Origin of the sequence: Denitrobaculum tricleocarpae (assembly GCF_007004665.1) — a bacterium.
Taxonomy (GTDB): Bacteria; Pseudomonadota; Alphaproteobacteria; order Kiloniellales; family Kiloniellaceae; genus Denitrobaculum; species Denitrobaculum tricleocarpae.
Map to the genome: position 1 here is coordinate 1 of NZ_ML660072.1, position 24202 is coordinate 24202.

Genomic DNA, 24202 nt, shown 5'->3' on the forward strand with positions numbered 1-24202 from the left:
GATCCGGGACCACTCTTCGTCGCTTAGATAAAATAACTTTCTGCCCATCCAAACCTCCTATCATCAGAAAGCTTGAATCACAGTTCCAATGTCACGAAAAGCACCAATTGAGTACAGACCCTAAAGCAGACATAGAGTGTATAAACGAGCTCGGCCAATTGGTTTGCAATCAATACAGTTGATAGTGCAATTTCTGGATTCGGAGTAATTTATTAGTTGAACAGAGATATCTCGTCTGAAGTGAACCAACCTTTGCAAATTAGGAATTTCTTGATGGCTGTCGGATCGCCCGAGTAAACAACAAGTGCGAGGCTTTCTTCCGCCCTTGTACAGGTGACGTAAAGAAGCCGACGTGTACGTTCGATAGCAGTCTCCTTGCCTTCAGCCTCATTCTTCAAATCGGTTTTTGACTTCGGTTTCGCGCCCAAGAGCTTCTCGTATGCGGCCGCGCCTTTGAAACGGGCACTCTCGTCATCGGCCATCACCATCACACGTGGGAATTCCAACCCCTTAACTCCTTGGTGGGTCCCGAAAGCGCTCCGGTCTTCGACATATTCTTTGTACTTTGCAATCTCTGAAAATTTGGCCCCAAGGAATGATCGCAACGCAGACTGCTGTTCATCGGCCTTATCATCATCTTCGAGGCCTGCTCCGACCAGGGGTTGCAGTACATCCGGAACCTCGAAGAGCCCGGATTGGGCAACAGAATCTAGGACTTCGCCACAGGTTGGATCCGCTGCACCCTCAAAAAGCGCTATCAACTCCTTTACAGCTGTGCGCACGGGGTCGAGGCGCGAGTCCATGTCAGCAACCTCATTCTCTAGGTTTTTCTTAGCTACCAACGGCGAGTAGGCTCTGAGCAGCGCCATGAGCGTGAATTGGTCGCCCTCCTGGTCAGCTTCAATCAATGGCAAAATGCGTTCGGTAAAGAGGCGAAGCGGTGCGAGCGTTCCATCGCGAAAGCTTGTTTTGAACGAGCTCACCTTGTCGATTGGTTCAAACACCCCCGAAAAGCCGAGTCGATATGCGGCCATGTGGTGCTCAAGTGTCAAAGCCTTTACATTCTCCGGCACCAGCCATTTGTCATCACAGGTTGCAGTTGCCATATCCCGTCGAGCCCTTGCTTCTGCTGAAGCTCGATCCAGTTCGGAGTTCGGAAAAAGATAGACGCGCGCAAAACCACCCTCACGATCCTTCCGAGCCCGTTGCTTGCGACCATCATAATCGGCACGGATAGCATTCGCGAGATCGACAATACGTTGCCGACTTCGATGATTCATGATTTTGGCCGGTTGCCTCCAATGAGACGGAACACAATTCGCCAATTCTGGTAACCCGTGCGGATAAATCCGTTGCATTGTATCGCCGAACAACCCGAGAGATATGCGACCACGATAGGTTTCTTCAAATCGTAGCAGGGACGTCATGAAAGGCTTCAGCGTATCTTGACTCTCATCGATGAGAATAAAAGGAAACCGGCTCAATACAATCTTTTGCAATGTTTCCTTTGACGTCAGAAACTCAGAGGTCATCGATATCACTTCTTCATGGCTGAGCGAGTCCATCCCAAAATTGTCGCCATTCGGATTGTAGGTGAAGGTTCTGATAGTTGGCAGATCCGTTAGGCGTCTGCCTTTGGAGTCGATTTTTCGGGCACGTTCGTCCGACTTTTTCCCGGGCTTGCCTTTTGCCTGTTCCTCATGAAGCTTTGCAATTTCTGCTGGTAATCGCTCCAACACCCAACGTCGGATATCGTTGTTGCGCCCTTCGACAAGCGACCACGCAAAGCTGTGGATAGTCGCTACATGGAAGATGGGGTCATGATTGACACGTCGCAGAATTTCATCGCGCGCAGCTTTCGTATAGGTAATTACGGCAACTTGGCGCCCGCGCTGTCGAAGTTCAACTCCAAATGTCTGCGCCAAATACTCCAATGCATCTTTCAGCGATCGCGTTTTGCCCGATCCGGCTCCCGCAAAGAGAAAGAAACTCTTGGGCTCCTGAGGATTAAGAGCTTGCCTAATTTTCTCATCCGCTGGCGCGTCGCGCGTATCGTCTTCAAATAAGTCGGTCTGTTCTTCCGTCACTGGTCTTGTGCCTTCAACATCTGACTCTCTAGCCAGGTCAGGCCATCGGCAATGTACTTAGGCGCATGCAACAGTTTGAGGTCTTTGATGCTGAGAAGATCTAGGGCAAAGGCTGCTTTTTCTGGGCGTGTTTCTAACCGATCATACAACGCCTGCGCCAGCGCACTAGCATCTCCGCTTTCCTTAACTGCTGTGGCAAATGCATTGGTCATGGCAACGCCCTTCAGATTTCCAACGGCAGCGTGATTTGCCAGTACAAGGGCGTCCTCAAAAGTACTTGGAATGATGTCTGCCGCTTGCGCGCCGACCGGGAATTCGACCGCTTGAGAGCGCTGGTAAACAACCCCAACTTCTCCGAATCCTTCACCCGTCGCGACCGATACATCGTTTTCGTCCAGAAGGACATCAACCGCGGCTTGTTTCGGTATCCATGTCTTGAGAACCGAGTTGCTGGTCGCATAGCCCTGACCCTTTTTCGGAGGAACCGATTTGCGGTTGTCGGCTGGATTGATCGCATCAAGATCGGTGATGATGAGCGTCGGAACACACAACAGCTCGATTAGCGGCTTCAGTCGATGCGCATGACTCCCACCAATCTCAAGAAGAGACAAGTACCGCTCCGCGAGATTAGAGAACTGATTGCTGATGAAATGCGGAAGGAGAATGCGTTCGGCGGCACCTTCAACCAAGATGACACCGTCGGCAAAGAACAAGTCACAGTGGGTAGTCTGGAGATAACGTCGAGCAAACCGGGTGGTCTCGTCGTCTTTCCCAAATAGACCTCGCAAATTAGCCACTTTAGAGGTAGAAACCAGTGGCGGTTTAGGTGGCAAGCGCTTGAAATACCTAAGATCCGCAAATTCAACCTCGTGGGCGATGTGACTGGAGTGGGTGCTGACAATGAGCTGCGTAACGAATAGCGGCTTCTTGCCAAGAGATGGGTGATTTCTCAGCACGTCATAGGCACGCCGCATGAAAACCTGTTGAACCTGGGCGTGAAGATGCGCCTCAGGTTCTTCAATCAGAATGAGCTGAAGTGGTGCTATCGCTCCTTGAGGTTCTGCTGTTTCGTCGCCAGAAAATTTACCTACGCGCATCCAATCGTCCCGAAAGCGCATCAGCAGAAAGACCATAGAAATGAGGTTCTGAAAACCGAGCCCGTTATAATTCTCAGGTAATCGGATCGGTCCGCCCTGGCCGCCAATATCGTATTGAACGGCTGAAGGATGGTTTAAACCGTCAGTCGGACGGATACGGGTTGAAATAGAAAGCTTAGGATTCGAAATGCCAGGATATCCTAGCGTTTCCAGTTCTCCGATCGCATCAGCAAACCCTTTTTTGAGGCGCTCGTCGAAAGTCCGTTGTGCTACGTGAAAGGCGCCCAGCGCGCTTACGTCTTCTTCAGTTGGATCTTTGTCAGGATCAAGGTGCCTCTTGTAGTAGGCCGCCAACTGGTCGGACAGCTTCCGTGAAGTTCTGCCGCTGATTTGCTCGCCATCATCGTCCAATGAAGCCTTACCGTCCGATGCGTCAGAAAATCCCCGTTGCGCCCTAATTTCCTTGATATGCAAGAGTCCTGAAAATGGGTTGCCCCTGATAGCTACTGCATTGTCTGGTAGAGATTGAGGCTTCAAACTGTCATTCGCACTCAGTTGCTTAGGATCTAACAGGTAGCCTTTTAGCTCAAACTTGGTCGACAACTGCCGCTCAAGAAAGTCCTGAAATGACTTCGGCCAAAGGGAAAAACCGGCTGGCGAATTCTTGTCTTTCTTGAGTGTTTTGAGGCGAGCTTCGGCTTTGGAACGCTCCTTAAAGTATTCTGAAACTAGTTCATCGAAAGTCTTCGCCTCCAGCCGGATGCGCACTCCAAGTAACCCATCCTCCCAATCGAGGCTAGGTATCAGATGAGCGACATGATGTAGCTCATTGTCCTTTACGGAGAGCCAGACATCCATCTGCGGCAATTGTGCGTATAGTTTTTCGGGATCGGGTTCCTGATCATCAGGTAACTGGCGCCAAATCTCTGTTTGCTTCTCAATGGCTATCCAATTCGAAGCAGTTACGTCTTTGACAGAAAACCCTCCACGCTCTTTCAGAAAGTAACGTAACGCGACCATCGCGGAGGTTTTCCCGCTGTTATTTGCCCCAACCAACAGCGTCTGTTTCTCCGCAAATTCCAGTCGAACACTTTGAAGCTTCCGGAAATTGCAAACCTCGACAAAATCTATTCGCATAGCACTCTCAAACCTGAACAGACGAATTGCGTGGTTGCAGGGTCTGCGCCAAAGTGACGATGAAAAAATCTTCGCGTCAATTGCCCGCTTAAACAGATATTCAACCAATCGTAGGGTATGATTGAAAAATTTACAACTTTAAGATTCGCTATCTAAGAGGTCCGCATGTCGCCTGCCGCGATGCAACTTTTGACACATGCTGAATAGCCGCTATTGATCGGTGATCGGGCTCAGGTCTTCGATTGTCCGTACCTTCAAGTTCGCCGACGCACAATTAAAAATCTGACCCTGGTCGTTACAGAGCAGATTCGCTCTCACCGCAGTTCGCTCTGTGCCGTTAGAGCTTGAAGCTGTTTTCCCGATGCCAGGTCAAAAACTCAGCCCGCGGCCGATCTGCCAGGCGTTCAGGTGCCAGGAGTTTCCCTGAGACGTTGATCATCGATTTCACCGCGTCAGGATCGTTGGTCTGTCTGGAAACCAGGATCGCAAGATCGTCCGCTATTCCAACCAGCCCCCTGTCGAACATCCAGTGCGCCGTGCCCGATAGCGCGATCCCGTTGCTCACGATGTCAGGGCCATCATGTTCGACGGGTCTGATATGTGCGGCCTCAACCTCTGCCCGGCCACCGCCATTGATCAGCCGTAACCCGGTGATGGCGCAGCGTTCGCCATAGGCGCGGAGGACATTTTTCCGGAAGTTTCGGTCGCGCACGGCCCGGTTGGTCAATTGCCGGACACGCTCTCCCGCCGACAGGTGTTGAAAGGGGCTCTGCTCTTCCCTGAAGCCCTCCGCAGTTCCAGCCGAATCAATCCGGGGCAGGATATCATCGTCACGTCCAAGGCCGCGTTCGAGGATGCGAGCGAAGTCTGCCGGAGAAAGCGGTCGGACCGCCGCCTGAGCCCGTCCTGAGATTTTGCCCTGGTCGTTCAAAAGACCTTGCTCGACCACATCACCGGCATCACGGAACGGCACGGGATCACCGAAGTCGAGATAGGTCCCGGGCGCGATGATCGCCAGGTACATGTCAGCATGTCTCGGGTCGGGAATGATCTCCTGAACCTTGGCCACGGCAAAGTAGCCTTTGGTGTTTTTGACCTTCTTGGGCTCGAGATAAACGATCCAGTCCCCCTCACAGTCTTGAGCCCGTGACAGATAATTTTTCGGGAACTGATATCGTTCCGACGGCACGTCGTCGTAGATCGAATCAGTTCTGTGGATGAAGACACCAAACGCCATGCTGCAAACCATGACCGAAAATCATTGCGCTGCCAATCCGTGGGGCACTTGAAACAGCCGCGTGCCCAGCAGGCAGGGTAAGTGGAGGGGCAGATCCCGGTTTATACGCGCGCTCGTCGCGAGACCTCCCAATTACAGATTTACTGGATTTAAGAAAATAGGTAATATGGATAGAAGCGAAATGGCCGTAATCTCGCTCCAGTTGTAGTAAAACGAGTTCGATTGCGCGGAATTCCGTAAGCAAGACAATCGGAGGCTGGTAGCTTGAGAAACCTATCCTTGACCAAAGAAGCGATCATCAAGCGAAACAACGTCACGATCCACGGAACCGGAAGTAAAGTGATGATGCTGGCCCATGGTTTTGGGTGTGATCAACGCATGTGGCGGTTTGTCCTTCCCGCATTGTCGGAGCGTTATACGCTTGTGCTGTTCGATTACGTCGGGTCGGGCAACTCCGATCTGTCCAGCTTTTCCGTCGATAAGTACGCCGACCTGAACGGATATGCGCAGGACGCTGTGGACATCATTGACGCCTTCGAACTTAAAGATGTGACGTTTGTCGGCCACTCGGTCAGTAGCATGATCGGACTGATTGCATCCATCGCCTCACCGGGCGCGATCGCAGAGCTGATAATGGTGTGCCCGTCGCCGTGTTTCCTGAACGATTTGCCGGAGTATGAAGGAGGGTTCAACCGGAGCGATCTGGAAGAGCTCTTGAGTCTTATGGACAAAAACTACATTGGCTGGGCCAATTACCTGGCGCCGCTCGTCATGGGGGCGAACTCGTCGGAGGCGCTTATCGGAGAGCTTTCAGGCAGCTTCTGCTCTACCGATCCTGTCGTGGCCAAGGCCTTTGCCAAAGCCACGTTTTTTTCGGACCATCGCAGCCTCTTACCTCAGTGCAGCGCGCGAACGCTCATACTGCAATCGGCGTCAGATTCTCTGGCTTCGGTGCACATAGGAGAATACATCCATCAGCATGTACCCGACAGCGAACTGAAAATTATTGAAGCCGAAGGGCACTGCCTGCATATGACCGATCCGGAGGTCGCGGCAAGGTCTGTCATCGATTTTGCAGGTTAACAACCTGATGAGCCCGTGCGGGACCGAGACCGACCTCCTGCCTTGCGGCATCGCCAAGATCGGCAAAGACAGAAATCTGCTCAACTGCAACCGATACGCTCTGGATCTATTGGCTTGTGGAAGTGTGGACGACATTGCCGGCCGCAAAATCAGCGAGCTGGTTTCGGTTGGAACACAGATTTTTTTGGACAGCTATGTCTACCCGATGCTTTTGAACGAGGGCAGGGCCGAGGAGGTGCAGCTGATCCTCAAATCATTGGCTGGCGAGACCAAGCCGATCGTTGCCAATATCAGGATGAACGCGGACCAGACGACTGACTGGGCGTTCATGACCTGTGTCAACCGCGATCAGCTCTACACCGAACTGCTGGGGGCGAGGGATACGCTTCAGGCTCAAACGCGGGAGCTCGGTCGGCTTAACGCCCGCAGTCAGGAGCGTCAGTCAAACCTGCAGGCCTTTTGTCAAAGTCTGTCCCACGATTTCAGCGGCCCAATTCGGCGAATCCGTCAGCTTATTGAGTTGGCGTTGATGGATCTTCGCAAAGGCGGGATCGAAGCGCCGGAAGAGTTCGAAATGCTCGGTTACGCCCTGAAGAACTCTGAAGTACTGACAGATCTGACAACGGGTCTGGTCGGGTACCTTGTCGCCGACCTGGCGGTGTCGCACGACGAGACCGTGGACCTGGAGGAGATCATATCGACGGTACTTTCCATGCGTGAGCAGCAGGACCCCACGAAACCAAAGGTACAGCGGACGTCATTACCGACCATCACAGGCAGCAAAGCGCAGCTTCTGGTGTTGTTTAAAAATCTCCTGGAAAACGCCATTAAATATAACGAGAACGATCCGGAGATTACCATCAGCCACAGCGAGAATGTTGCCAAAAGCCGGATCGTGATTGCGATCAAGGACAACGGCATAGGAATGTCGGCAGAGTCTCTGGAAAAGGTGTTTGACCCCTTTACCCGATTAAATCTAGAGGGCGACTACAAAGGCAGCGGTCTGGGACTGAGTATCGTCAAAAAAATGGTGATGAACCATGATGGCGACATATGGGCCGAGAGCACGCCGGGCACTGGAAGCACGTTCTACGTCTCACTCCCCCTCAATCCGCGGGGCCATCCCACGAGACCTGACTCTGACCGCTGACCATGGTCGTTACAGAGCAGGTCCGCTGTCATCGCAGTTGGCTTTGGGCCGTTAGAGTTGGAAGCTGTTTTCCGATGTCAGGTCAGAAATTCTGCCCGCGGCGGGTATGCCAGGCGTTCGGGTGCCAGGCTTTTCCCTGAGACGTTGATCATCGATTTCACGGCGTCAGGATCGACGGGGAACGTCTTCGATTGTGCGCGCCCTCGAGATTGCCGACGTGCAATCAAGGGCTTGACCCCAGTCTACTTCCAAGACTGCCGCTCTGAGCGGGGATGCTCCATCTGACTCCGGTCACAACCTGGCCACCGGGGGAGGCAGGAATGGGGCAACGACTGTCGTTCTCTCACCCCAACAAAAGTCCGGTTTCAGGAAACCTGTGTGGGATCCTTCGCGCCCGGATTTCTGTGGGCGGTTTCTGGTGGCGGTTTCTGTGGCCGGGCTTCTCTGCCCAGGCCTCTGTCGTTGCGCCCTACTTCAGCGCCAAATCGACCACAGTTTTACCACTGGCATGAGTAAAGAATAATTATTAACTCTTGTTTTCACGAAGGCGCCTAGTGATCGAAGTTGTCTAGGCAGTAGAAAAAGACTTCGCTTTTGAAATTCAGAAGTGAATATCGCAATTCGGGTGAAGTGCCGTTTTGTGGAAGGGGCGATTTTGCCCGATGAATACTGAAACTATACAAGGAAGATAAACTATGAAAAAAGTACTTGGAGTTGCTCTCATCTCTCTCTTCGCCTCGTCGGCTGCCTATGCGGCAACTTTCGCGGAAGCCGATGCCGATGCAAGCGGCGCCGTCAGCGCCGAAGAAGCTGCATCCATCATGCCGAACCTGACGGAAGACATTTTCAAGGCTGCCGATGCTGACGGCAGCGGTGACCTCAGCGAAGCCGAATTTTCGACGATCCCGCAGTAACGATCGGTAATGATCAGTCATCCTCTGTGATGATCCGTCGTAAATGACGCAAAGCTGATTGAATGGGCGGACATCCGGGTTCACTCTGGCTTCCCAACAGGGTCCCTCGGATGTTCGCTCATCGGTCCTTCGCGCGTTGATCTGGGGTCTGGGGTCTGCCGCAATATCCCGATCCCTACAGACCTTAAATCTCATGGGTTCCGCTGACGGTAGGTCGGTGTCAGATCCTGTTTGCTGTCTGTCACCGCCGGACACCAGAGATGGCCCCGCGCGCAATCGCAACCTCCTGCATCAGGACTCCCGAATCAGGATGGCCGCATCAGGGCTCCCGAATCAGGATGGCCGCAACACCTCCCGCGCCATCTGTCACGACCCTGACGCCTCTGCGTCACTCGTCCCGCCACATGCCGTAGACCGCAAGCGTCGCGATGCCGACGACGATCAGCACAAGGCTTCCGATGACCACGCCGGTGACAAAACCAGACTCAAACATGACTCGCTGCCCTCCCAGGGCGTCGTTGCACAGCTTAATCCGGGGCGGACCACAAAGTCCGCGTCAGTCCCCAGCGGGACAGATCCCGGAGCCAACTGCGTTTGATCAGCTTCAAACTTCACGGTCTCTCGCTCAGCAGGTTGCGGGCCCCGAACGCAGATTCCGACATAGCGCGATTTAGTAAAGCGCATCCCGCTCTAACCGCAAGTTGTACCCCCTTTTAAAGCTGTGATCCCGTTTAAAAGCGGTAAAGCCACTTAAAAGACACGCCTCTTCTCCGGCCCGCGCCGGCTCCAGCCGCCCTAACCGCCGCGGGGCCGGGGAGCGAAGGGGGGCAGGACGCGTGGCGCGCGATGGCTAGCTTGAGACGGCTGGAGTGCGAAGGCTGTGGCGGGCCGGGGCGGGGCCGGATGAGGTGGTGCGCGAGGGGTGGGGCGACGTGGTCGACGGTAGGGTCCGCATCCCTTCTTGCGTTTCGAAAATGATACGTTATAACGTTGCTTCTTTAGGAATCAAGATGGCCGGGAGCCCGCCAGAGCCGAGGCCCGGCCGCAGGAAAGAGTGTGAAAATGGATACAGCCGTGGCCGGAAAGCGGCCCCCAGAACCTGTAACACCAGAATCTGAGTCAGCGGAGTCTGGATCCGCAGAGTCTGGATCCGCAGAGTCTGGCCGTCCACAGCCGGTCGAGCGGCGACGGCCCAGCCGGACGGACGCGGAGGCGGCGGTCCGCACCCTGATCGAATGGGCCGGCGACGACCCGGACCGGGAAGGGCTGGTCGGCACGCCGGGGCGGGTCGTGCGGGCCTATGAAGAGTTCTTCGCGGGCTACAGCGAAGACCCGGCCGCCCTGCTGGCCACCACCTTCGAGGAAGGGGTGACCTATGACGAGATGGTGGTGTTGCGGGACATTCGCCTGGAGTCTCACTGCGAGCACCATATCGTCCCCATTCTCGGCAAGGTGCACATCGGCTACCTGCCCGCCGGGCGGGTCGTCGGCATTTCCAAGCTCGCGCGCCTGGTCGAGGTCTTCGCCAAGCGCCTGCAGATCCAAGAGGCGCTGACCGCCCAGATCGCCGACAGCCTGCAGGAGGTGCTCAAGCCGCTGGGCGTCGGCGTCGTGATCGAGGCGGCGCACCAGTGCATGACCACGCGCGGCGTGCGCAAGCCGGGGGTCAGCATGGTGACCAGCCGCATGCTCGGGTCCTTCCGCGACGACCCGGCCACCCGCCGGGAATTCCTCTCCATGATCGGCGGGTCCATGATCAGCGGGCAGGGGAGCGCGTTGCATGAAGCCTGACCAGAACGGCCCTAAACCTTCGGGGGCGTCGGCGGTTTCGGGAGGCTCGGCGGTTCCGGGAGGCTCGGGGGCCTTCGCGGCGCGCCTCTCCGTCGAGCAGGTCGAGGAAGGCTTCGCCCTGGCCCCGAAGTTCGACGCGGAGGGACTGATCCCCTGCATCACGACCGACGCCGCTACGGGCGAGGTCCTGATGCTCGGCTACATGAACGGCGCGGCCCTGGAGAAGACCATCGCGACCGGCGAGGCACACTACTGGAGCCGAAGCCGCCAGTGCCTCTGGCGCAAGGGCGCGACCAGCGGCCTCGCGCAGAAGGTCGAGGAGATGCGCGTCGACGACGATCAGGACGCCATCTGGCTGCGCGTCCGGGTCGCCGGTTCCGGGGCAAGCTGCCACGTCGGATACCGCTCCTGCTTTTACCGCTCGGTCGAGCTCGGCGGCCAATCCGGCAGTCTGGCGGGTGACTCGCCGGGCATCTCTTCGGGCATCTCCCCGGGCGGACCTGCGCGGCTCCGTCTGGAAGAGTCCCGGAAGACCTTCGATCCGAAGGCCGTCTATGGCGATGCGCCCAACCCCACCCAGCTTTGAGAGGAGCGCGCCCTATGTCCGATCAATCAGGAGCGCCCGGCCAACCAGGAGCACCCGACCGCACGGGGGTCGAGAGCCTGCTCGAGCCCCTCGATGAGGTCTCCGACGACCACTTGCCGCCGCGCTTTTCGGATGCCCTGACGGAGCTGCGCGCGGCGATCGCACGCTGCCATACGGCGGGCATTCCCGAAGATACCACGCTCGCCGCCTTGCTGGTGGAGACCATGCCGCGTCTGGTCGAGGCCTATGGCGCGGACGGCGCGGCGGCCATGCTGGGCGAGCTTGCCCAGGAGATATCGGATGCGGACGGGGCGCCGCAGGCCCGTAAAGCCGAAACTCATGATGCCAAGAGGAAAGCCGCTGTCCATGACTGAAACTCTCGCTTCCGCCCAGCTTCCCGTGACGGTCCTCTCCGGCTTCCTCGGTGCCGGCAAGACCACCCTGATGAACCACATCCTCAACAACCGCGAAGGCAAGCGTGTCGCGGTCATCGTCAACGACATGAGCGAGGTGAACATCGACGCCGATCTCATCCGTGACGGTGGCGCCGATCTGAGCCGTACCGAAGAGACGCTGGTTGAAATGACCAACGGCTGCATCTGCTGCACCCTGCGCGACGACCTGCTCCAGGAGGTGCGCCGGCTGGCGCAAGACGGCCGGTTCGACTACCTCCTGATCGAATCGACCGGCATTTCCGAGCCATTGCCCGTGGCCGCCACCTTCAACTTCCGCGATGAAGAGGGCGAAAGCCTGGAAGATGTCTCGCGCCTCGATACCATGGTGACCGTGGTGGATGCCGCCAACCTTCTGCGCGACTATGCGTCGACGGATTTCCTCAAGGACCGGGGCGAGGCGCTGGGCGCGGAAGACGATCGCACGCTGGTCAACCTGCTGGTCGATCAGATCGAATTTGCCGACGTCATCATCCTGAACAAGCTCGATGCGGCCTCGCCGGACCAGCTCGATGCCGCGCGCAAGATTATCCGCTCGCTCAATCCAGACGCGGAGCTGATCGAGACGAATATGTCGCGCGTGCCGCTGGACAAGGTTCTGAACACCGGCCGTTTCGATCACGAGAAGGCGGAGGAGCATCCGCTCTGGTTCAAGGAGCTCTACGGCTTCGCGGACCACGCGCCCGAGACGGAGGAATACGGCGTGCGCAGCTTTGTGTACCGGACGCGGCGTCCGTTCCATCCGGAAAAGTTCTACTCTTTCCTCAACAGCGGCTGGCCGGGCGTCATCCGCGCCAAGGGACACTTCTGGCTCGCCACCCGTCCGGAATGGGTCGGCGAACTGAGCCAGGCCGGCGCGCTCGTACGTCATGAAGCCATGGGCTTCTGGTGGGCAAATGTGCCCAAGGAACGCTGGCCCGATATTCCCGAGTGGCGCGAGCACATTGCAAACGCCTGGGACCCCGTCTACGGAGACCGGCGCCAGGAGATCGTCTTCATCGGGACCGATATGGACGAGGCCGCACTCCGCCGCCGCCTCGATGACTGCCTTGTCGGCGATGCTGACGCCATGACGCTGGAGACCGCTGCCTGGAAAGATCTGAAAGATCCCTTCCCGGTCTGGAAGCGGGGAGTGCCGTCATGAGCGCGCCGGTGCCATCCCTCGAGAGTGAAGCAAGCGGGCAAGGCGCCTCGGCGGCCAAAACCGAGACAGGCATAGAGACCTGCGGCGGGCTGGCGGGCCTCGCGGCCATCAACAGGCCTGATAGGGACCTGGTGATCTGGGCGCGCGCGCTTCCGCTGTGCCTGACGGCCTGGCTCGAAGGCCTGGAGGCGTCGTGTCTGCCCGACCTGCGTGTTCTTGTCCGCCCCGGTGATTTCCGGGCCGCCGTCGAGCCGCAACTGGACGGCTGCGGCATGCCGCCAGGCGACATGCGGGATCTGCTGATCGGGGATGCCGACGCGCTCGTCGCGGCCTTTTCCCAGGTGACCGGGAGCGACCTCGTCGATGTCCGGCTGGAGCGCGTCAGCCACGATGCCTGCTGGAAGTTTCACCGCGACAGCGTGGAGGCCCGCCTGGTGACGACCTACCGTGGGCCCGGGACCGAGTGGGTCCGGCCGGGCCAGGCGGAGCAGGCCTTGCAGGAACAGAAGCAATTCAAAGGACCGCTGGAGCAGTTGCGCCTGCACGAGGTGGCAGTTTTCAAGGGCAGCCGCGCGGGGACGGGCAGGGGCATCGTTCACCGCTCGCCGCCGGTCGCAGGCACCGGTCAGACACGCTTGCTGCTCTGCCTCAACAGGCCGTCCCACGTCTCGCCGGAGCCCTGGCCGCAGGCGTGATTGAGGCCGGGTTGCGGTCATAAGGACCGAACTGACCGGGGGCGCTCAATCGGATTCCGTCATGACGTCCAGCCTTGTAGCCGGCCGGTTTCCGGATCCGCCTTTCTCCGAGCTCCGGGCATCCGAGTTCCGGGCGGCTTGAGAGAGAACGGGCGGGACCAGGGAAAAGGCGCCACGCACCTGTGCATGGCGCGTTACATTGCAGTCTCCAGCCGACCCGAACGCGTTGTGCTCTGCAAACAATGCCTTGGGTCGGTTGGAGAAGACGTTTCTGTCATTGAATGCGACACGCAGGGGACCAACAGAGAGGGCCATCCCACTTTAAGTGAGACGGCCCTCTGTTCGGACGTGACAGGTCTGCAAATTCTAAGACCGCTCCGGGTCGCGTCAGGCCGCTTTGCGGCGCCGGAGCATGCCGAGACCCAGCAGCCCGAGGCCGAGGAGGGCGAGCGTGCCGGGTTCGGATACGGCGACGGGGTCGACGGCCAGGCCGCCCGCCGTGCGGATGTTATCGAAGCTGTAAAAGCTGTACCGCCTGCTGTTTCCGACCTGAGTTCCCTTATTCAGAAAAGAAACCGAGAGGATGCCGAGCGGATCGAAGAAACCGAGAAAATTGAGCTTGTCCATAACCAGGCCGGTGATCTCCAGGGTTCCGCTTCCTCCGGTCACAGTAATGTCGAAGGGATTGTCCGTGCGGGACTCCATGGACAGCTCCGCAGCCCAGAACTGAGTCCCCGCCGGCAGCGCGGAAATTGTCTTGGTCTCCTGCGGCCGCCCTGCATCGGCCAGGCACCAGAAACTGTTCGGACAGGATCTGCCCGACCCCACGACGATGGGGGTGCGGCCCGTGAAGGTTCCGTTCGTAAAGCTGTAAGGGTTCGGCTTTTCGCCGCTCACGCCCGTGAAGTCCTCGGTCGTGACCGTGAGCCCCTGCGTCTGTGCCGTGAACTGCGCGGCGTCGAGCTGGATGGGCGTGGCCTGCGCCGTCTGGCCGAGGGTGAAAACGCCAAGGGCGAGGGTGAGCCCGAGAGCAAGACCGGTTTTGATCCCGGCCGCGCGGTGATTTCCCCTGCGCTGACCGCCGGCCAACGTGCGTGACCCGCATCCGCTGCCCCGCAGCGATGCGCCTAAAGTTCTGAACATTCAAATTTCCCCGAGAGTGGATTGTTTAACGCCGATTACGAGATCTGGGTTAAGCAACAGACGTGCCAGTTTGTTAAGGATTTGATTTATATCAATAGTTGTACGATCGAGAAAAGGATTGCGCTGAAACTGTAAAACTTTCTGACGGAAAATAATCAGAGTATTTGTATTACCGCATATATTTTGCTTTTATCTATTTGATTCTGATAAAGAAAATTTTTTGAAGTATTGTAAGGTTTTTCGACGCTGATTTTCATGTAACTGTAAGTATTGTATGTAGAATTATATTTGTATGCAGATGTGTTTTTGTGTGTCTTTCTGTGTGTGGGGCGTCCGGCGGTTCCTCCGGCGCCGACGGGGAGGCTTCCAGACGGCGGGACAGGTTACGCCTTCTCAGCTCCTGTGGCGGCGCCGCAATTCCGCTGGCCCCCAGACTCTGTTTGACCCCCTAGACTCTGTTTGACCCGCCGAATCCGCATGATCAGCTAACCGGCGTTCCCGGGTTGCGAGATGGGCGCCGCCGACCACCAGACACGCGCCGAACGCGGTCATGGCGAGGATGGGTTCGTCCCAGGCGATAAAGCCTATGATGGCCGCGAAGACGATGGTCATGTAGCTCCAGGTATTGACTTTATCCCCTGGAGCGGCGGCGAAGGCCTTGGCGTAGAAGTACTGACCGATGATCGTGAAGGCTGCGATGCAGAGGATGGGGATCACCTGCGCGGCGTATGGCGGGTCCCAGTCCCAGGCCCGGTTCCAGATCCAGGCCCAATCCCAGATCCAGACAAGAGGGATGGCCGAGAGCAGCAGGGCGAAGAGCGAGAAGTAGAACATCTGCCGGACCGGCGGCTCGGTGGTCGAGAGCGACCAGATGACCAGCGCCGCCGCCGCGCCGCCCAGGGCCGCGAGAACCGCGGCGGCGTCTCCGGGCGACATGCCGGCCTGACCGGGCTGCCCGGGCTGAACGATCATCGCGACCCCGAAAAAGCTGATCAGAACGCCGAGCCAGACGTAGCGGTCCGATAAGCGGCGAAAAACGATCAGCGCCAGAACGGGCACGAAGAGCGGGCCCATGGATTGCAGGATCACCGCATTGGCAAAGGGAATCCGCGCCAGGGCGTAGAAGTAGGTCACCAGGGCGGCAGTGGTGAAGACCGACCTTAGAAAATGCTGCGGCAGGCGCTTCGTCCCGATGCCGCCGGCGGGCGGCCGGACAAAGACCCAGGCGCACATCAGAATGAACATCCCCAGGTTCGACCAGAAGACCAGCGTAAAGACATTCATCCCGCCCGCCGCGAAGCGCGCCGAGGTCGCCCCCAGCGCCAGCAGCAGCGCCGCGAGGATCATGTAAAGCGTGCCGAGCGCGATGTTGGTTCCTGTTTGCGGGGCTGCCATGAGGGCCTGTCGTTGTTTCTCGGTGTTTGCGAGAAGCTACCGGAGGGGCGCTGACAGCGTGCTGTCAGGAGTGTGGTGGGAGGTTTTGGGAGACCTTATCTTGCCGGACGCACAGTTTCCGACCTGACCCCGGACAGCAGACTCCGGACACTGTGTTTCGGTTGGGAGGAGTTGGAAAGCCAAGCGCTCCAGTCGCCAAGCGCCTGGCAAGTCTCACGTCTTCGTGATTGATGACGCCCTTCAACACTACAACCGAGAGGACCAGCTCTGTGCGAGTGGCAGGCGCTTGCGTCCGGATTCCAATTCACAGAATAGAGGCGAAGACCGTGATCTCAGACTCAGTTAGCATCAATAGGCGTCAACTCGTTTTGGGTGCCGCGGGCACAGTCGCGGCGGCGACATTGATGTCCCGCTCTACAAACGCCCAGGAGCAGGTGCGTGAAGTCTTACCAATCCGTGACGGTATCTGGCGGACCCGTGAAGATCGGCATTTTGGACTGCTGATCGAGACCGATGAAGGCATGATCGTGTTTGATACTCTCAACCCGGATTTTGCCGGTTGGTTGAACGCCGAAATCAAAAACCGCTTCAACAAGCCCGTTTCTTGGGTTGTTTACTCTCATAACCACGCCGATCATGTGTCTGGCGGCCAGGCATTCGAAGAACATTCTCCCCGCTATCTATCTCACGCTTTTGCGCGCGAAAGTATGGAGCGGATGGGCGTGAACACCCGCTTGCCGGATATGACCTTTGACAACGGCTTCGATTTGCGTCTGGGAAGCCGTCTGGTGGAACTGCGCTACCACGGTCCCAACGACGGGCGCGGCTCAATCAGCTTGCGCGTTCCAGATCAGCGGCTTTTATCCGCAGTGGACTGGCTGGTTATCAACCGCATGCCTTATCGCGATTTGGCCCGCTATGACGTGGAGGGCACAATCCGTTCGCTCTACGCAATTGATGCCATGGACTGGGAAATTGCATCGCCAGGCCATGCGGATACTGGCGGGAAGGCCGAAGCGAGAATCGAGCGGCGTTATCTCGAGGCATTGCGCGATGGTGTGGCTGAGGGAATTGCCAGCAAACGCAACATTGAAGAGGTTGTGCGGACACTGCGCGCCGGATTGGCCGCGGTCCCGGAATTTGCGGCACTGAGGCAGTTCGATGATTGGGTAGAACTCAATATCCGTGGAACCCATCATCAGATCGCACGGATCGAGGGCTTCATGGATGGCTAGAGCATATCATGTGATCGGGGTCAGATCTGTGTGATCGGGGTCAGATCTGAAATTGTGCGTTACCCAGTGATGTATCATTCATAACATCAGATCAGACCCCGGCTATTGCCGGATGCTTTTGGCAGCAGTTTTATGCTCGCACTGCGGACTTTCCCCCTTCGCAAAAACGTTTCCGGCGGCCGTTTTCGGTTATGCCTCTTTTACCGCGTCGACAAAGAGGGCGACCTCGTCGTGTGTGTTGAAGTAATGCACGGACGCCCGTGTCAGAGCCTCGAGATTGCGCGGCTCGAGATCGAGGCGCGCGCAGGTGATGGGGGAGACGGAGACGTTGATGCGATCGGCCCGTAGGCTGTCCGCAATGGTCTTGGGGGCGATGCCGTCTTTCGTAAAGGTGACGATCCCGCATTTTTTCCGGCCCAGGTCATGGACGGAAACGCCTTCGATCGCCGAGAGCGCAGCGCGCAGGTCTTGCGCAAGTCCGGTCACGCGGGCCTCGATGTTCGCGAGTCCGACCTTTCGCGCATAGCGGACGGCTTCCATCAGACCGACGCGGCCGGCGACATAGCTTTCCCAGTTTTCGAAGCGCTTCGCACCTTTAGCAAACTCAAAGCTGTTCGCCCCGGTCCATTTCGCGGACAGGAGGTCGATAAAGGGCGGGTCTATCTTCTCGAGGGTACTTTTCCGGACATAGAGAAATCCCGTGCCTCTCGGACCGCGCAGAAACTTGCGCCCCGTGCCGGACAGAATATCGCAGCCGATCTCCGCGACATCCAAGTCAATCTGCCCGACGGATTGACAGGCATCCAGCAGGTAAAGAACGCCGTGTTTTCTCGCGATTTTCCCCACCTCGGCGGCAGGGTTCACCAGGCCGCCCTGTGTCGGCACATGTGTGATCGCGATCAGTTTCGTCCGTGGCGCGATCATATCGTCCAAGGCCTCGACATCGATCTGACCCGACTCGTCCGAAGGGACGAGATCGATTTCAAACCCAAGGCGGCGCGACTGCTGCAGGAGCGCGAGGTAATTGGACGCGTATTCGGACCCGTGGGTGATGACCCTGTCACCGGGTTCCAAATGCAGACCGTAGAACGCCATGTCCCATGCGCGCGTTGCATTCTCGACGAATGCGATCTCATCGGGTTCGGCGTTCAGAAGAGCTGCAAACTCGCTGTAGAAAGCCTGGATATCGTCCTGCGCCCGCCTTTCGGCTTCGTATCCGCCAACCTCGTTCTCGTCGCGCAGCACACGTTGGAGCGCGTCGAAAACCGGCGCGGGCATGAGGGACGAACCGGCATTGTTGAAGTGCAGCACCTTCTCACAGCTCGGGGTGTCCAAACGGAGTTTCTCGATATCGATCACGACTTAAATCCTTTTCACCCGGGGTAAAGACGCTTGAACCACCTCGGCCAAATTCCGGGCAGTTGCGCCAGGTCTCGCGCCGCTGCCGTCGTAAGAGCGATTGGAACGCCTGACCCAGACGCTGCGCATGCCAAGTTTTGTTGCCGGAACGGCTTCGCACAGTCCTTCCGCGACATGGACGATCTTGTCCGGTCTTTCATCGAGCCGGCGCAGCGCTTCCTTGAAAATCGATACGTCGGGCTTGTAGGACCGCACCTGCTCGGACGTTACAACGGCGTCGAACGGGACAGCTATTTTTTGGAGTGTCCGCGCCAAAAGACTGTCATCCACATTGGAAATGATTGCCAGGCGAAACCGCGTTGCAAGCTCTGCAAGCGCAGCGTTGGTTTCATCGAAAACCGGCCAGTCCGGTAAGGAACCGGCAAACTCGGTTCCACGCCCCGGCTGTGCCTGGCCCAGGAGTTTTTCGGAAATCCGGTCTGCGACATTTTCCAGAACCCTGCTGTAAGGAAAAAGATTTTTCCTGATTTCCCGAGCATCCAGGGCCAGGAACATCTGGATCAACTGATCCTGTGAAACGAGCGCGTTTGAATAGCCATAGATGCCCCGCAGTGCGGCAGCGGCGCCACCTTCCCAATCGACCAGCGTTCCATAGCAATCGAATGTGAGCGTCGTCGTCTCAGCGTCCTGAAAAAGGCTTTCCAAGGTCTTCATCAGTGTTTTCCTAAAGCCTGAAATCGGGTTGCTTGAGGTCCAGCAGGCGTTTCATGCCCGCGAAGTATCCAGGCTCGCCATTGCAGTCTTCCGCCGCCAGAAACTCGACATATTTTTCGTCCATTTCTGCCATGTCCGCGCCGGTGGCCATCGCCAAAACCTGAAGCTGACAGGCTCTCTCAAGCTGATAGGCCGAGACCACTGCATCGGCCAGAGTGGAGGCCGCAACCAGGACGCCGTGGTTCTTCATGAAAAGCACCTTCTTCCGGCCAAGTGCACGTGCTATCTGCAGCCCCTCGTCCGCGTTGTTCCGTGGCACGGCATAGCTGTCTAGGTAAGATATTTTCCCATGGAAATAGGCTGCCGTCTGGCTAAGCCGCGTATCAAAAGCGCGTGCTTTCAGAAGCGTCAGGGCCGTCGCGTGCGGGGAATGGAAGTGCAGGATACATCCGATGTCCGGCCTCGCTTCATAGACCGGAAGATGTATCGGCACGGCATCGTGATTTGCCTTGCCGTTTCCGCACAGCAATTGCCCGGCTCTGTCGTACAACAGCAGTGAACTGGCCTGCACCATCGAGAAATGCGTGTCGCCGGGCGTGACCAGGTATCGGTCTTCCGCAGCAAGTTTGCAGCTGAGATGCGTCCAGGTGCCTTCGTTCAGAGCTTCGATCGCGAAAATGCGATGGGCCGCCGCGAGATCCTCCCGTAACTCTGTTGCATTCATTTCATCCTAGCCTCTCGTGTGGCAAGGCCGACGGTCCTGGCCTGTCTTTCCGCCAAGCGAAGCCCATGGGGCCTGTGCCTGTGTCACCGGTTGTTCCAGACACAGCTGCCGGGATATCTCGCTATCCCGGGGCGTAGCATTACGGACCTTCTCGTTATTATCAAAACGAGTTATAATCATTATTGTTATTAAGAATGGAAATAACGCGCGATGAGACGTGATCTCGAAATCGATCTATTGAGATCGTTCTTGGCTGTTGCGGCCCACCTGAACTTTACCAGGGCCGCGGAATCGGTGTCGCGGACACAGTCTGCTGTCAGCCTGCAGATCAAACGGCTGGAGGAAATCGTCGGCAGGCCGCTGTTTGACAGGACCCGCCAATCCGTCTCGATCACGCCAACAGGCGAGGCCCTTAAGGTCTATGCGAACCGTATCCTCTTGGCGAACGACGCCGCACTCTCTCAAATACGGCACCCCGAAGCCGAAGGGCGCATTCGCATTGGCGCTCCGGACGATTATGCGACTTTGGTGTTGCCGAAAATTCTGTCCGTCATCGAAGCGGAACACCCGCGGCTTCAGATTGAAGTCGTTTGCGAAAACACGCCCGATTTGCTGAGGATGCTTGACAGCAGAGACCTGGACATTGCCATCGCGGTTCACGCACCCGATGCGGTCTCGGGACAGATCCTGTGTTATGAACCCCTTCACTGGGTGGCATCGCCGGGCTACATCAACGACCCCGATGATGACTTGTCGCTGATCTTGTGGCCGCCGAAGTGTATCAGCCGGGAAATCGCGCTGGAATCCCTCAGGCAAACCGACAGAAAATGGCGCGTGGCCTATTCGACCCGGAGCATCGGCCTGATCGAAAGCGCGCTGCTCAGTGGCTCAGCGGTGGGCGTCATGGAAGCATCCTGCATACCCGACAGTCTGCGCATCGTAGACGGGCAGGTTGGATTGCCGCCGTTGACGGAGGTCGCAATTTCGCTTCACCGCTCAAACGAGGAAGCCCCCAACGCTTCTCATGTATCAGCAACCATTCACGCAGTCTTCGGGGAGAGCCTGCGCAGTGCGATGAGGGACAGACTTACCGGGTGAGCTTGTTTCCGCAGATCTTAGGCTGCGATTCCGCCCCACTCGAATCCCCACCCACTTTACTGAGCCTCCGCCGGATCTTCTTTTTTCCGTTCCTGCAAAACCCGGTCGATCAAACCCCACTCCAACGCTTCCCCGGCGGTCATGAAGCGGTCGCGGTCGAGGCTGCGTTCGACCTCTTCAATGCTGCGGCCGCAGTGTTCGGCGTAGAGGCGGATGATGCGGCGCTTGGATTTCTGCATCTCTTCGGCGTGGATCAACACGTCGGAGGCCTGGCCCTGGAAGCCGCCCAGGGGCTGGTGGACGTGCAGGCTGGCGTTGGGCAGGGCCGCGCGTTGGCCCGGTTCGCCCGCCATCAGAAGGAAGGAGCCCATGGAGCGGGCGGTGCCCATGCAGAGCGTGTGCACCGGCGCACGGATATACTGCATGGTGTCGTACATAGCGAAGCCGCTGGTGACCACGCCGCCGGGCGAGTTGATGTAGAACTGGATCGGCTTCTTCGGGTTCTCGGCCTCCAGATAGAGCAGCTGCGCGCAGACCAGGGCGGAGACCGTGTCGTTGACCTCGCCGTTCAGAAAGATGATCCGCTCGCGCAGCAGCCGGGAATAGATGTCGAAGGAGCGTTCGCCCCGGCTGGACTGCTCGACCACCATGGGGACGAGTTGCATCGCTTCGCGCATGGGCGAACTCCTGTCTTCTGTTTGTCCTGTTAACCGGTGCGGCAGGTCAGGCGGCGCGCAGCATCGCCCGCATGAGCAGTGGCCGGTTGCTGTTCGCGGCCTCGAGAGGCTGCGGTGTCACGCGTTCGTCCGCCAGAACATGGAGGATTCTGAGGCGTGTCCTGCCGTCTGCATGGGGCGTGATCCGAAAGGTGACGATACTCTCGAGGAAAGGCGGCGCGTCGTCCTTCATGCGGTAACTGATTTCCGCTTCTGCTTCGGACGAAACCGGTTCCGCATTGCGCAAATCCCGGCCGGGTAACCACTGCTCGCGGAACTCGGGACGGCTGATCGCGCGCCAGACCTTCTCGGGCGGCGCATCGAGCTCGGCGTCAAGCACGATATCCGCCGTCTCTTGATCAGCTGCCTCTTCTTCATGCTTGTCTTCGCTCATGGTTCCATGTCCTTCAGCAGTATCTTCAGGGCGTCGATCCGGGCGGGCCAGTAGGCCCGGTACTTTCCGAGCCAGCGGGCAATCAGCAGCAGGCCGTCGGGATCGACCTCGTAGTTCACGAACCGCCCCTGCCGTTCCTCGCGGACCAGCCCCGCCTTGCGCAGCACCGAGAGATGCTGGGACATGGCCGGCTGGCTGATCTCCATCCCGTCGCGCAAGCTGCTGGCGTTCATGCCGCCGGCCGCCAGCTTCTCGAAGATACTGCGGCGGGTGGGATCGGCCAGCGCCCGGAAGATCTCATTCTCCATCATGACAATACATAAGCATTGACTTATGTGATTGGCAAGCTGTTTTTGCGGGCGCGTTTCCTGTTGGCCGAAAGGGGGAAGCTGTGGTTGGTTTGCCCCCGCAGGTCACGGATAAGATATGGCAGCGTTTGCGCTGTCCGGTCGTTCAAGAAGGTCAAATCTGTGGGGGGCGGATCTGAATGTCTGCGTCAGTCTCCGTGCAGACGCGCAGAGTTTGAGATCTTGCCGCCCGCCTTCCTGGAGACGTCCCGTCATCTGAGGCTGTCGTCAATGCCTGGCGACGCTCGACCGTTACGCGGCACGTCAACACGCCGCCCCTCGACACGCCGTAGAGCAGGGGACGACAAGGCGTCAGCCTTCATGCACCCGAGCCGGGCCCTGATGATCCAGACAGAATCATCTCCAGCGGAGGTCAGACCTCGGCGATGGACTTGATCCTGGCGCGGCGCTGGCCGGAGCGCTGGGCGATTTCGTTGTCCTGGTCCTCGATGGCTGTGCGCGCCAGGGCCTGCAGGGAGTCGCCGAAGGACTGGTCGAGCAGCTCGCTCGACACCCGCCGGTTCGAGGTCACCATGCCGTCTTCGTAGGTGACGTTGAACGTCGAAAATCCGGCGAGTTTGCCTTTGGGTTTTTTGCGCGCCATTGCTCTGTTTCTCTTTCCGAATCTGTAAAGGTCAGGCCACTCGAATCCGGGCGGTATTGCCGTAGTGTCCCGCGATGAGTGACTTGGCGTGGCGGATCAGTTTCTGACTTTCCCGGCCGCTAATGGTGAAGATGTGCTTCCCCGCGCTTTGGGCGTGGGTCACAAAATGATGCAGGCCGTAGGTGATGAGGAAGTTGGTTTCGTTACTCATGATATTTCCTTGGTATGAATTGTATTGTCCGGCCGGTCTGAACGCTGTCCGCAGTGCGAACGCTGTGCCGAACCGGCCTTCGAGCAGATGTTTTGGATTGAACGCAGCGCGCGATCGGCCGGATCAGGTTTTAAAGGAAGAGCTTTAGGGTTTGGTTAATTTACGTAAATCCGCGCGCTCTCTTCTGGTGAGAGGTGAGGCGCCGGTTTTGCGGATCGTCAGGAGCGAAGCCGTCTGAACCCGTCATATTATGCAGCGCACCCCTGGCTGTGAGACAGCAAAACACAAAACGCGGTGGTGCATTTTGCGTTTAAGCCGGGCGTTTAAGTGGATTCAAAATCCGCTGCCTCTCGAACAGCTTGCTGCTGGTCTCGAACGCAGATTTTGAAGCTTTATGATTCAAGAAAACACAAAGCGCACTAAAGTACGGTCACTCGGTGGTGGGTGAGGGGAGATCCTGCGCGTCGCTTTGCGCGGCAGGCTCGGATTGCGCGGCTTTTTTCTCCCTGGCTTCCTTCTTCGCAGCGGCGCGTTTGGCCTTCTTTTCCGCGTTCATCCGCTCGCGCTCTCTGCGTTCGAAATTGTAATTGGGTGTTCTAGCCATTGTCTTTCTGTTCCTTATCGGCCGCCTCTTTGGCCAGGCGGAGGGCGCGCAGCTTGGCGGTGTGTTCCGCGCTCTTCTGCCGGGCCTGGTCTCTCTCGTGCAGGGCCTTCTGGTCTTTCTTCTGGGTCGCGGCGAACTGCTCTTCGGCCTTCGATTTTGCGGTCTTCAACATTTCAGGATTCCTCTGCTTCGGATCGAAGATGCACAGACGGGCTTTTCATTCTCTGGCGCGCGCGGGCCCGGTGGAGGAGAGTCCCAATAGAGGTGCGCCAGGCATGCGGCTGA

At 57.8% G+C, this 24202-nt stretch carries 25 protein-coding genes; 10 read left to right on the forward strand and 15 right to left on the reverse strand.

The window, feature by feature from the left end:
* Window positions 1-212: 212 nt before the first annotated feature.
* The 3 genes from FKG95_RS28695 to FKG95_RS28705 form a co-directional block, all read right to left on the reverse strand.
* Window positions 213-2087, reverse strand: a complete 1875-nt coding sequence (locus tag FKG95_RS28695) for a UvrD-helicase domain-containing protein (protein WP_142899911.1) — start codon at window positions 2085-2087, stop codon at window positions 213-215.
* Window positions 2084-4321: an AAA family ATPase gene (locus FKG95_RS28700; protein ID WP_142899912.1), complete on the reverse strand. Its 2238-nt coding sequence runs from the start codon at window positions 4319-4321 to the stop codon at window positions 2084-2086. The genes FKG95_RS28695 and FKG95_RS28700 overlap by 4 nt, the downstream gene beginning before the upstream one ends.
* 337 nt (window positions 4322-4658) lie before the next feature.
* A complete protein-coding gene (locus FKG95_RS28705) occupies window positions 4659-5558 on the reverse strand; it encodes an HNH endonuclease (protein ID WP_142899913.1) in 900 nt (299 codons plus the stop codon).
* Between the two features lie 279 nt (window positions 5559-5837).
* On the opposite strand from FKG95_RS28705, the gene FKG95_RS28710 reads away from it, so the two are divergent.
* The 8 genes from FKG95_RS28710 to FKG95_RS28750 all read left to right on the forward strand — a co-directional run bounded on the left by FKG95_RS28710 (window position 5838) and on the right by FKG95_RS28750 (window position 13373).
* Window positions 5838-6641 (forward strand): alpha/beta fold hydrolase, encoded by an 804-nt coding sequence (locus FKG95_RS28710; protein ID WP_246116938.1) that lies wholly within the window; start codon window positions 5838-5840, stop codon window positions 6639-6641.
* A gap of 7 nt (window positions 6642-6648) precedes the next feature.
* Entirely contained in the window at window positions 6649-7791 is a 1143-nt protein-coding gene (locus tag FKG95_RS28715) for a sensor histidine kinase (RefSeq protein WP_142899914.1), read from the forward strand.
* Window positions 7792-8486: 695 nt separating this feature from the next.
* Entirely contained in the window at window positions 8487-8705 is a 219-nt protein-coding gene (locus tag FKG95_RS28725) for an EF-hand domain-containing protein (protein WP_142899915.1), read from the forward strand.
* 1062 nt (window positions 8706-9767) lie between these two features.
* Window positions 9768-10496 (forward strand): GTP cyclohydrolase I FolE, encoded by a 729-nt coding sequence (gene folE, locus FKG95_RS28730; protein WP_142899916.1) that lies wholly within the window; start codon window positions 9768-9770, stop codon window positions 10494-10496.
* Complete coding sequence (gene hisI / locus FKG95_RS28735; protein WP_142899917.1) at window positions 10486-11082, forward strand: phosphoribosyl-AMP cyclohydrolase; 597 nt, start codon at window positions 10486-10488, stop codon at window positions 11080-11082. The genes folE and hisI overlap by 11 nt, the downstream gene beginning before the upstream one ends.
* A 14-nt stretch (window positions 11083-11096) precedes the next feature.
* On the forward strand, window positions 11097-11456 hold the full coding sequence (locus tag FKG95_RS28740; RefSeq protein ID WP_142899918.1) for a hypothetical protein: 360 nt from the start codon (window positions 11097-11099) through the stop codon (window positions 11454-11456).
* Window positions 11449-12678, forward strand: coding sequence for a zinc metallochaperone GTPase ZigA (zigA, locus tag FKG95_RS28745; protein WP_142899919.1), 1230 nt, complete (start codon window positions 11449-11451; stop codon window positions 12676-12678). The genes FKG95_RS28740 and zigA overlap by 8 nt, the downstream gene beginning before the upstream one ends.
* Complete coding sequence (locus FKG95_RS28750) at window positions 12675-13373, forward strand: DUF1826 domain-containing protein (protein ID WP_142899920.1); 699 nt, start codon at window positions 12675-12677, stop codon at window positions 13371-13373. Before zigA ends, FKG95_RS28750 begins: the two co-directional genes overlap by 4 nt.
* Before the next feature lie 387 nt (window positions 13374-13760).
* Here the strand turns inward: FKG95_RS28750 and FKG95_RS30290 are convergent, their stop codons facing one another.
* Together FKG95_RS30290 and FKG95_RS28760 are read right to left on the reverse strand one after the other, a co-directional pair.
* Window positions 13761-14516 carry a PEP-CTERM sorting domain-containing protein gene (locus FKG95_RS30290; RefSeq protein ID WP_246116939.1) on the reverse strand — a complete coding sequence of 252 codons (756 nt, stop codon included), beginning with the start codon at window positions 14514-14516 and terminating at the stop codon, window positions 13761-13763.
* A 393-nt stretch (window positions 14517-14909) separates the two neighbouring features.
* Window positions 14910-15911, reverse strand: coding sequence for a DMT family transporter (locus tag FKG95_RS28760; protein WP_142899921.1), 1002 nt, complete (start codon window positions 15909-15911; stop codon window positions 14910-14912).
* A 434-nt stretch (window positions 15912-16345) separates the two neighbouring features.
* Between FKG95_RS28760 and FKG95_RS28765 the strand changes: the two genes are divergently transcribed.
* On the forward strand, window positions 16346-17146 hold the full coding sequence (locus FKG95_RS28765; protein ID WP_179954332.1) for an MBL fold metallo-hydrolase: 801 nt from the start codon (window positions 16346-16348) through the stop codon (window positions 17144-17146).
* A 189-nt stretch (window positions 17147-17335) separates the two neighbouring features.
* On the opposite strand, the gene FKG95_RS28770 is transcribed toward FKG95_RS28765, so the two are convergent.
* Genes FKG95_RS28770 through FKG95_RS28780 form a run of 3 tightly spaced genes read right to left on the reverse strand, consistent with a single transcriptional unit; the run spans window position 17336 to window position 19943 of the window.
* Window positions 17336-18505 (reverse strand): aminotransferase class V-fold PLP-dependent enzyme, encoded by a 1170-nt coding sequence (locus FKG95_RS28770; protein WP_142899923.1) that lies wholly within the window; start codon window positions 18503-18505, stop codon window positions 17336-17338.
* 3 nt (window positions 18506-18508) lie between these two features.
* On the reverse strand, window positions 18509-19219 hold the full coding sequence (locus FKG95_RS28775; protein ID WP_142899924.1) for an HAD-IA family hydrolase: 711 nt from the start codon (window positions 19217-19219) through the stop codon (window positions 18509-18511).
* A gap of 10 nt (window positions 19220-19229) precedes the next feature.
* Window positions 19230-19943: a class II aldolase/adducin family protein gene (locus FKG95_RS28780; RefSeq protein WP_142899925.1), complete on the reverse strand. Its 714-nt coding sequence runs from the start codon at window positions 19941-19943 to the stop codon at window positions 19230-19232.
* A gap of 210 nt (window positions 19944-20153) precedes the next feature.
* Between FKG95_RS28780 and FKG95_RS28785 the strand changes: the two genes are divergently transcribed.
* Window positions 20154-21041, forward strand: a complete 888-nt coding sequence (locus FKG95_RS28785; RefSeq protein ID WP_142899926.1) for a LysR substrate-binding domain-containing protein — start codon at window positions 20154-20156, stop codon at window positions 21039-21041.
* A 56-nt stretch (window positions 21042-21097) separates the two neighbouring features.
* Here the strand turns inward: FKG95_RS28785 and FKG95_RS28790 are convergent, their stop codons facing one another.
* The 7 genes from FKG95_RS28790 to FKG95_RS28815 form a co-directional block, all read right to left on the reverse strand.
* On the reverse strand, window positions 21098-21718 hold the full coding sequence (locus tag FKG95_RS28790; RefSeq protein WP_142899927.1) for an ATP-dependent Clp protease proteolytic subunit: 621 nt from the start codon (window positions 21716-21718) through the stop codon (window positions 21098-21100).
* 46 nt (window positions 21719-21764) lie between these two features.
* Window positions 21765-22151, reverse strand: a complete 387-nt coding sequence (locus FKG95_RS28795) for an SRPBCC family protein (protein WP_142899928.1) — start codon at window positions 22149-22151, stop codon at window positions 21765-21767.
* A complete protein-coding gene (locus FKG95_RS28800; RefSeq protein ID WP_142899929.1) occupies window positions 22148-22462 on the reverse strand; it encodes an ArsR/SmtB family transcription factor in 315 nt (104 codons plus the stop codon). Before FKG95_RS28800 ends, FKG95_RS28795 begins: the two co-directional genes overlap by 4 nt.
* 409 nt (window positions 22463-22871) lie before the next feature.
* Window positions 22872-23102 carry a hypothetical protein gene (locus FKG95_RS28805; protein WP_142899930.1) on the reverse strand — a complete coding sequence of 77 codons (231 nt, stop codon included), beginning with the start codon at window positions 23100-23102 and terminating at the stop codon, window positions 22872-22874.
* A gap of 31 nt (window positions 23103-23133) precedes the next feature.
* A complete protein-coding gene (locus FKG95_RS28810) occupies window positions 23134-23313 on the reverse strand; it encodes a hypothetical protein (protein ID WP_142899931.1) in 180 nt (59 codons plus the stop codon).
* A gap of 430 nt (window positions 23314-23743) precedes the next feature.
* The gene (locus FKG95_RS29845; protein WP_179954333.1) at window positions 23744-23917 is read right to left on the reverse strand and encodes a hypothetical protein; all 174 of its coding nucleotides are present in this window, start codon (window positions 23915-23917) and stop codon (window positions 23744-23746) included.
* Complete coding sequence (locus FKG95_RS28815) at window positions 23910-24089, reverse strand: hypothetical protein (protein ID WP_142899932.1); 180 nt, start codon at window positions 24087-24089, stop codon at window positions 23910-23912. Before FKG95_RS28815 ends, FKG95_RS29845 begins: the two co-directional genes overlap by 8 nt.
* Between the last annotated feature and the right edge of the window lie 113 nt (window positions 24090-24202).

What these genes read in the sequence shown, in the direction of transcription:
- FKG95_RS30290 (WP_246116939.1), bottom strand. Translation starts at nt 14,516, where the DNA reads ATGTTCAGAACTTTAGGCGCATCGCTGCGGGGCAGCGGATGCGGGTCA.
- FKG95_RS28805 (WP_142899930.1), bottom strand. Translation starts at nt 23,102, where the DNA reads ATGGCGCGCAAAAAACCCAAAGGCAAACTCGCCGGATTTTCGACGTTC.
- hisI (WP_142899917.1), top strand. Translation starts at nt 10,486, where the DNA reads ATGAAGCCTGACCAGAACGGCCCTAAACCTTCGGGGGCGTCGGCGGTT.
- FKG95_RS28795 (WP_142899928.1), bottom strand. Translation starts at nt 22,151, where the DNA reads ATGAGCGAAGACAAGCATGAAGAAGAGGCAGCTGATCAAGAGACGGCG.
- FKG95_RS28790 (WP_142899927.1), bottom strand. Translation starts at nt 21,718, where the DNA reads ATGCGCGAAGCGATGCAACTCGTCCCCATGGTGGTCGAGCAGTCCAGC.
- FKG95_RS28705 (WP_142899913.1), bottom strand. Translation starts at nt 5,558, where the DNA reads ATGGCGTTTGGTGTCTTCATCCACAGAACTGATTCGATCTACGACGAC.
- zigA (WP_142899919.1), top strand. Translation starts at nt 11,449, where the DNA reads ATGACTGAAACTCTCGCTTCCGCCCAGCTTCCCGTGACGGTCCTCTCC.
- FKG95_RS28780 (WP_142899925.1), bottom strand. Translation starts at nt 19,943, where the DNA reads ATGAATGCAACAGAGTTACGGGAGGATCTCGCGGCGGCCCATCGCATT.
- FKG95_RS28810 (WP_142899931.1), bottom strand. Translation starts at nt 23,313, where the DNA reads ATGAGTAACGAAACCAACTTCCTCATCACCTACGGCCTGCATCATTTT.
- FKG95_RS28715 (WP_142899914.1), top strand. Translation starts at nt 6,649, where the DNA reads ATGAGCCCGTGCGGGACCGAGACCGACCTCCTGCCTTGCGGCATCGCC.
- FKG95_RS28740 (WP_142899918.1), top strand. Translation starts at nt 11,097, where the DNA reads ATGTCCGATCAATCAGGAGCGCCCGGCCAACCAGGAGCACCCGACCGC.
- FKG95_RS28785 (WP_142899926.1), top strand. Translation starts at nt 20,154, where the DNA reads ATGAGACGTGATCTCGAAATCGATCTATTGAGATCGTTCTTGGCTGTT.
- folE (WP_142899916.1), top strand. Translation starts at nt 9,768, where the DNA reads ATGGATACAGCCGTGGCCGGAAAGCGGCCCCCAGAACCTGTAACACCA.
- FKG95_RS28800 (WP_142899929.1), bottom strand. Translation starts at nt 22,462, where the DNA reads ATGATGGAGAATGAGATCTTCCGGGCGCTGGCCGATCCCACCCGCCGC.
- FKG95_RS28750 (WP_142899920.1), top strand. Translation starts at nt 12,675, where the DNA reads ATGAGCGCGCCGGTGCCATCCCTCGAGAGTGAAGCAAGCGGGCAAGGC.
- FKG95_RS28815 (WP_142899932.1), bottom strand. Translation starts at nt 24,089, where the DNA reads ATGTTGAAGACCGCAAAATCGAAGGCCGAAGAGCAGTTCGCCGCGACC.
- FKG95_RS29845 (WP_179954333.1), bottom strand. Translation starts at nt 23,917, where the DNA reads ATGGCTAGAACACCCAATTACAATTTCGAACGCAGAGAGCGCGAGCGG.
- FKG95_RS28725 (WP_142899915.1), top strand. Translation starts at nt 8,487, where the DNA reads ATGAAAAAAGTACTTGGAGTTGCTCTCATCTCTCTCTTCGCCTCGTCG.
- FKG95_RS28700 (WP_142899912.1), bottom strand. Translation starts at nt 4,321, where the DNA reads ATGCGAATAGATTTTGTCGAGGTTTGCAATTTCCGGAAGCTTCAAAGT.
- FKG95_RS28760 (WP_142899921.1), bottom strand. Translation starts at nt 15,911, where the DNA reads ATGGCAGCCCCGCAAACAGGAACCAACATCGCGCTCGGCACGCTTTAC.
- FKG95_RS28775 (WP_142899924.1), bottom strand. Translation starts at nt 19,219, where the DNA reads ATGAAGACCTTGGAAAGCCTTTTTCAGGACGCTGAGACGACGACGCTC.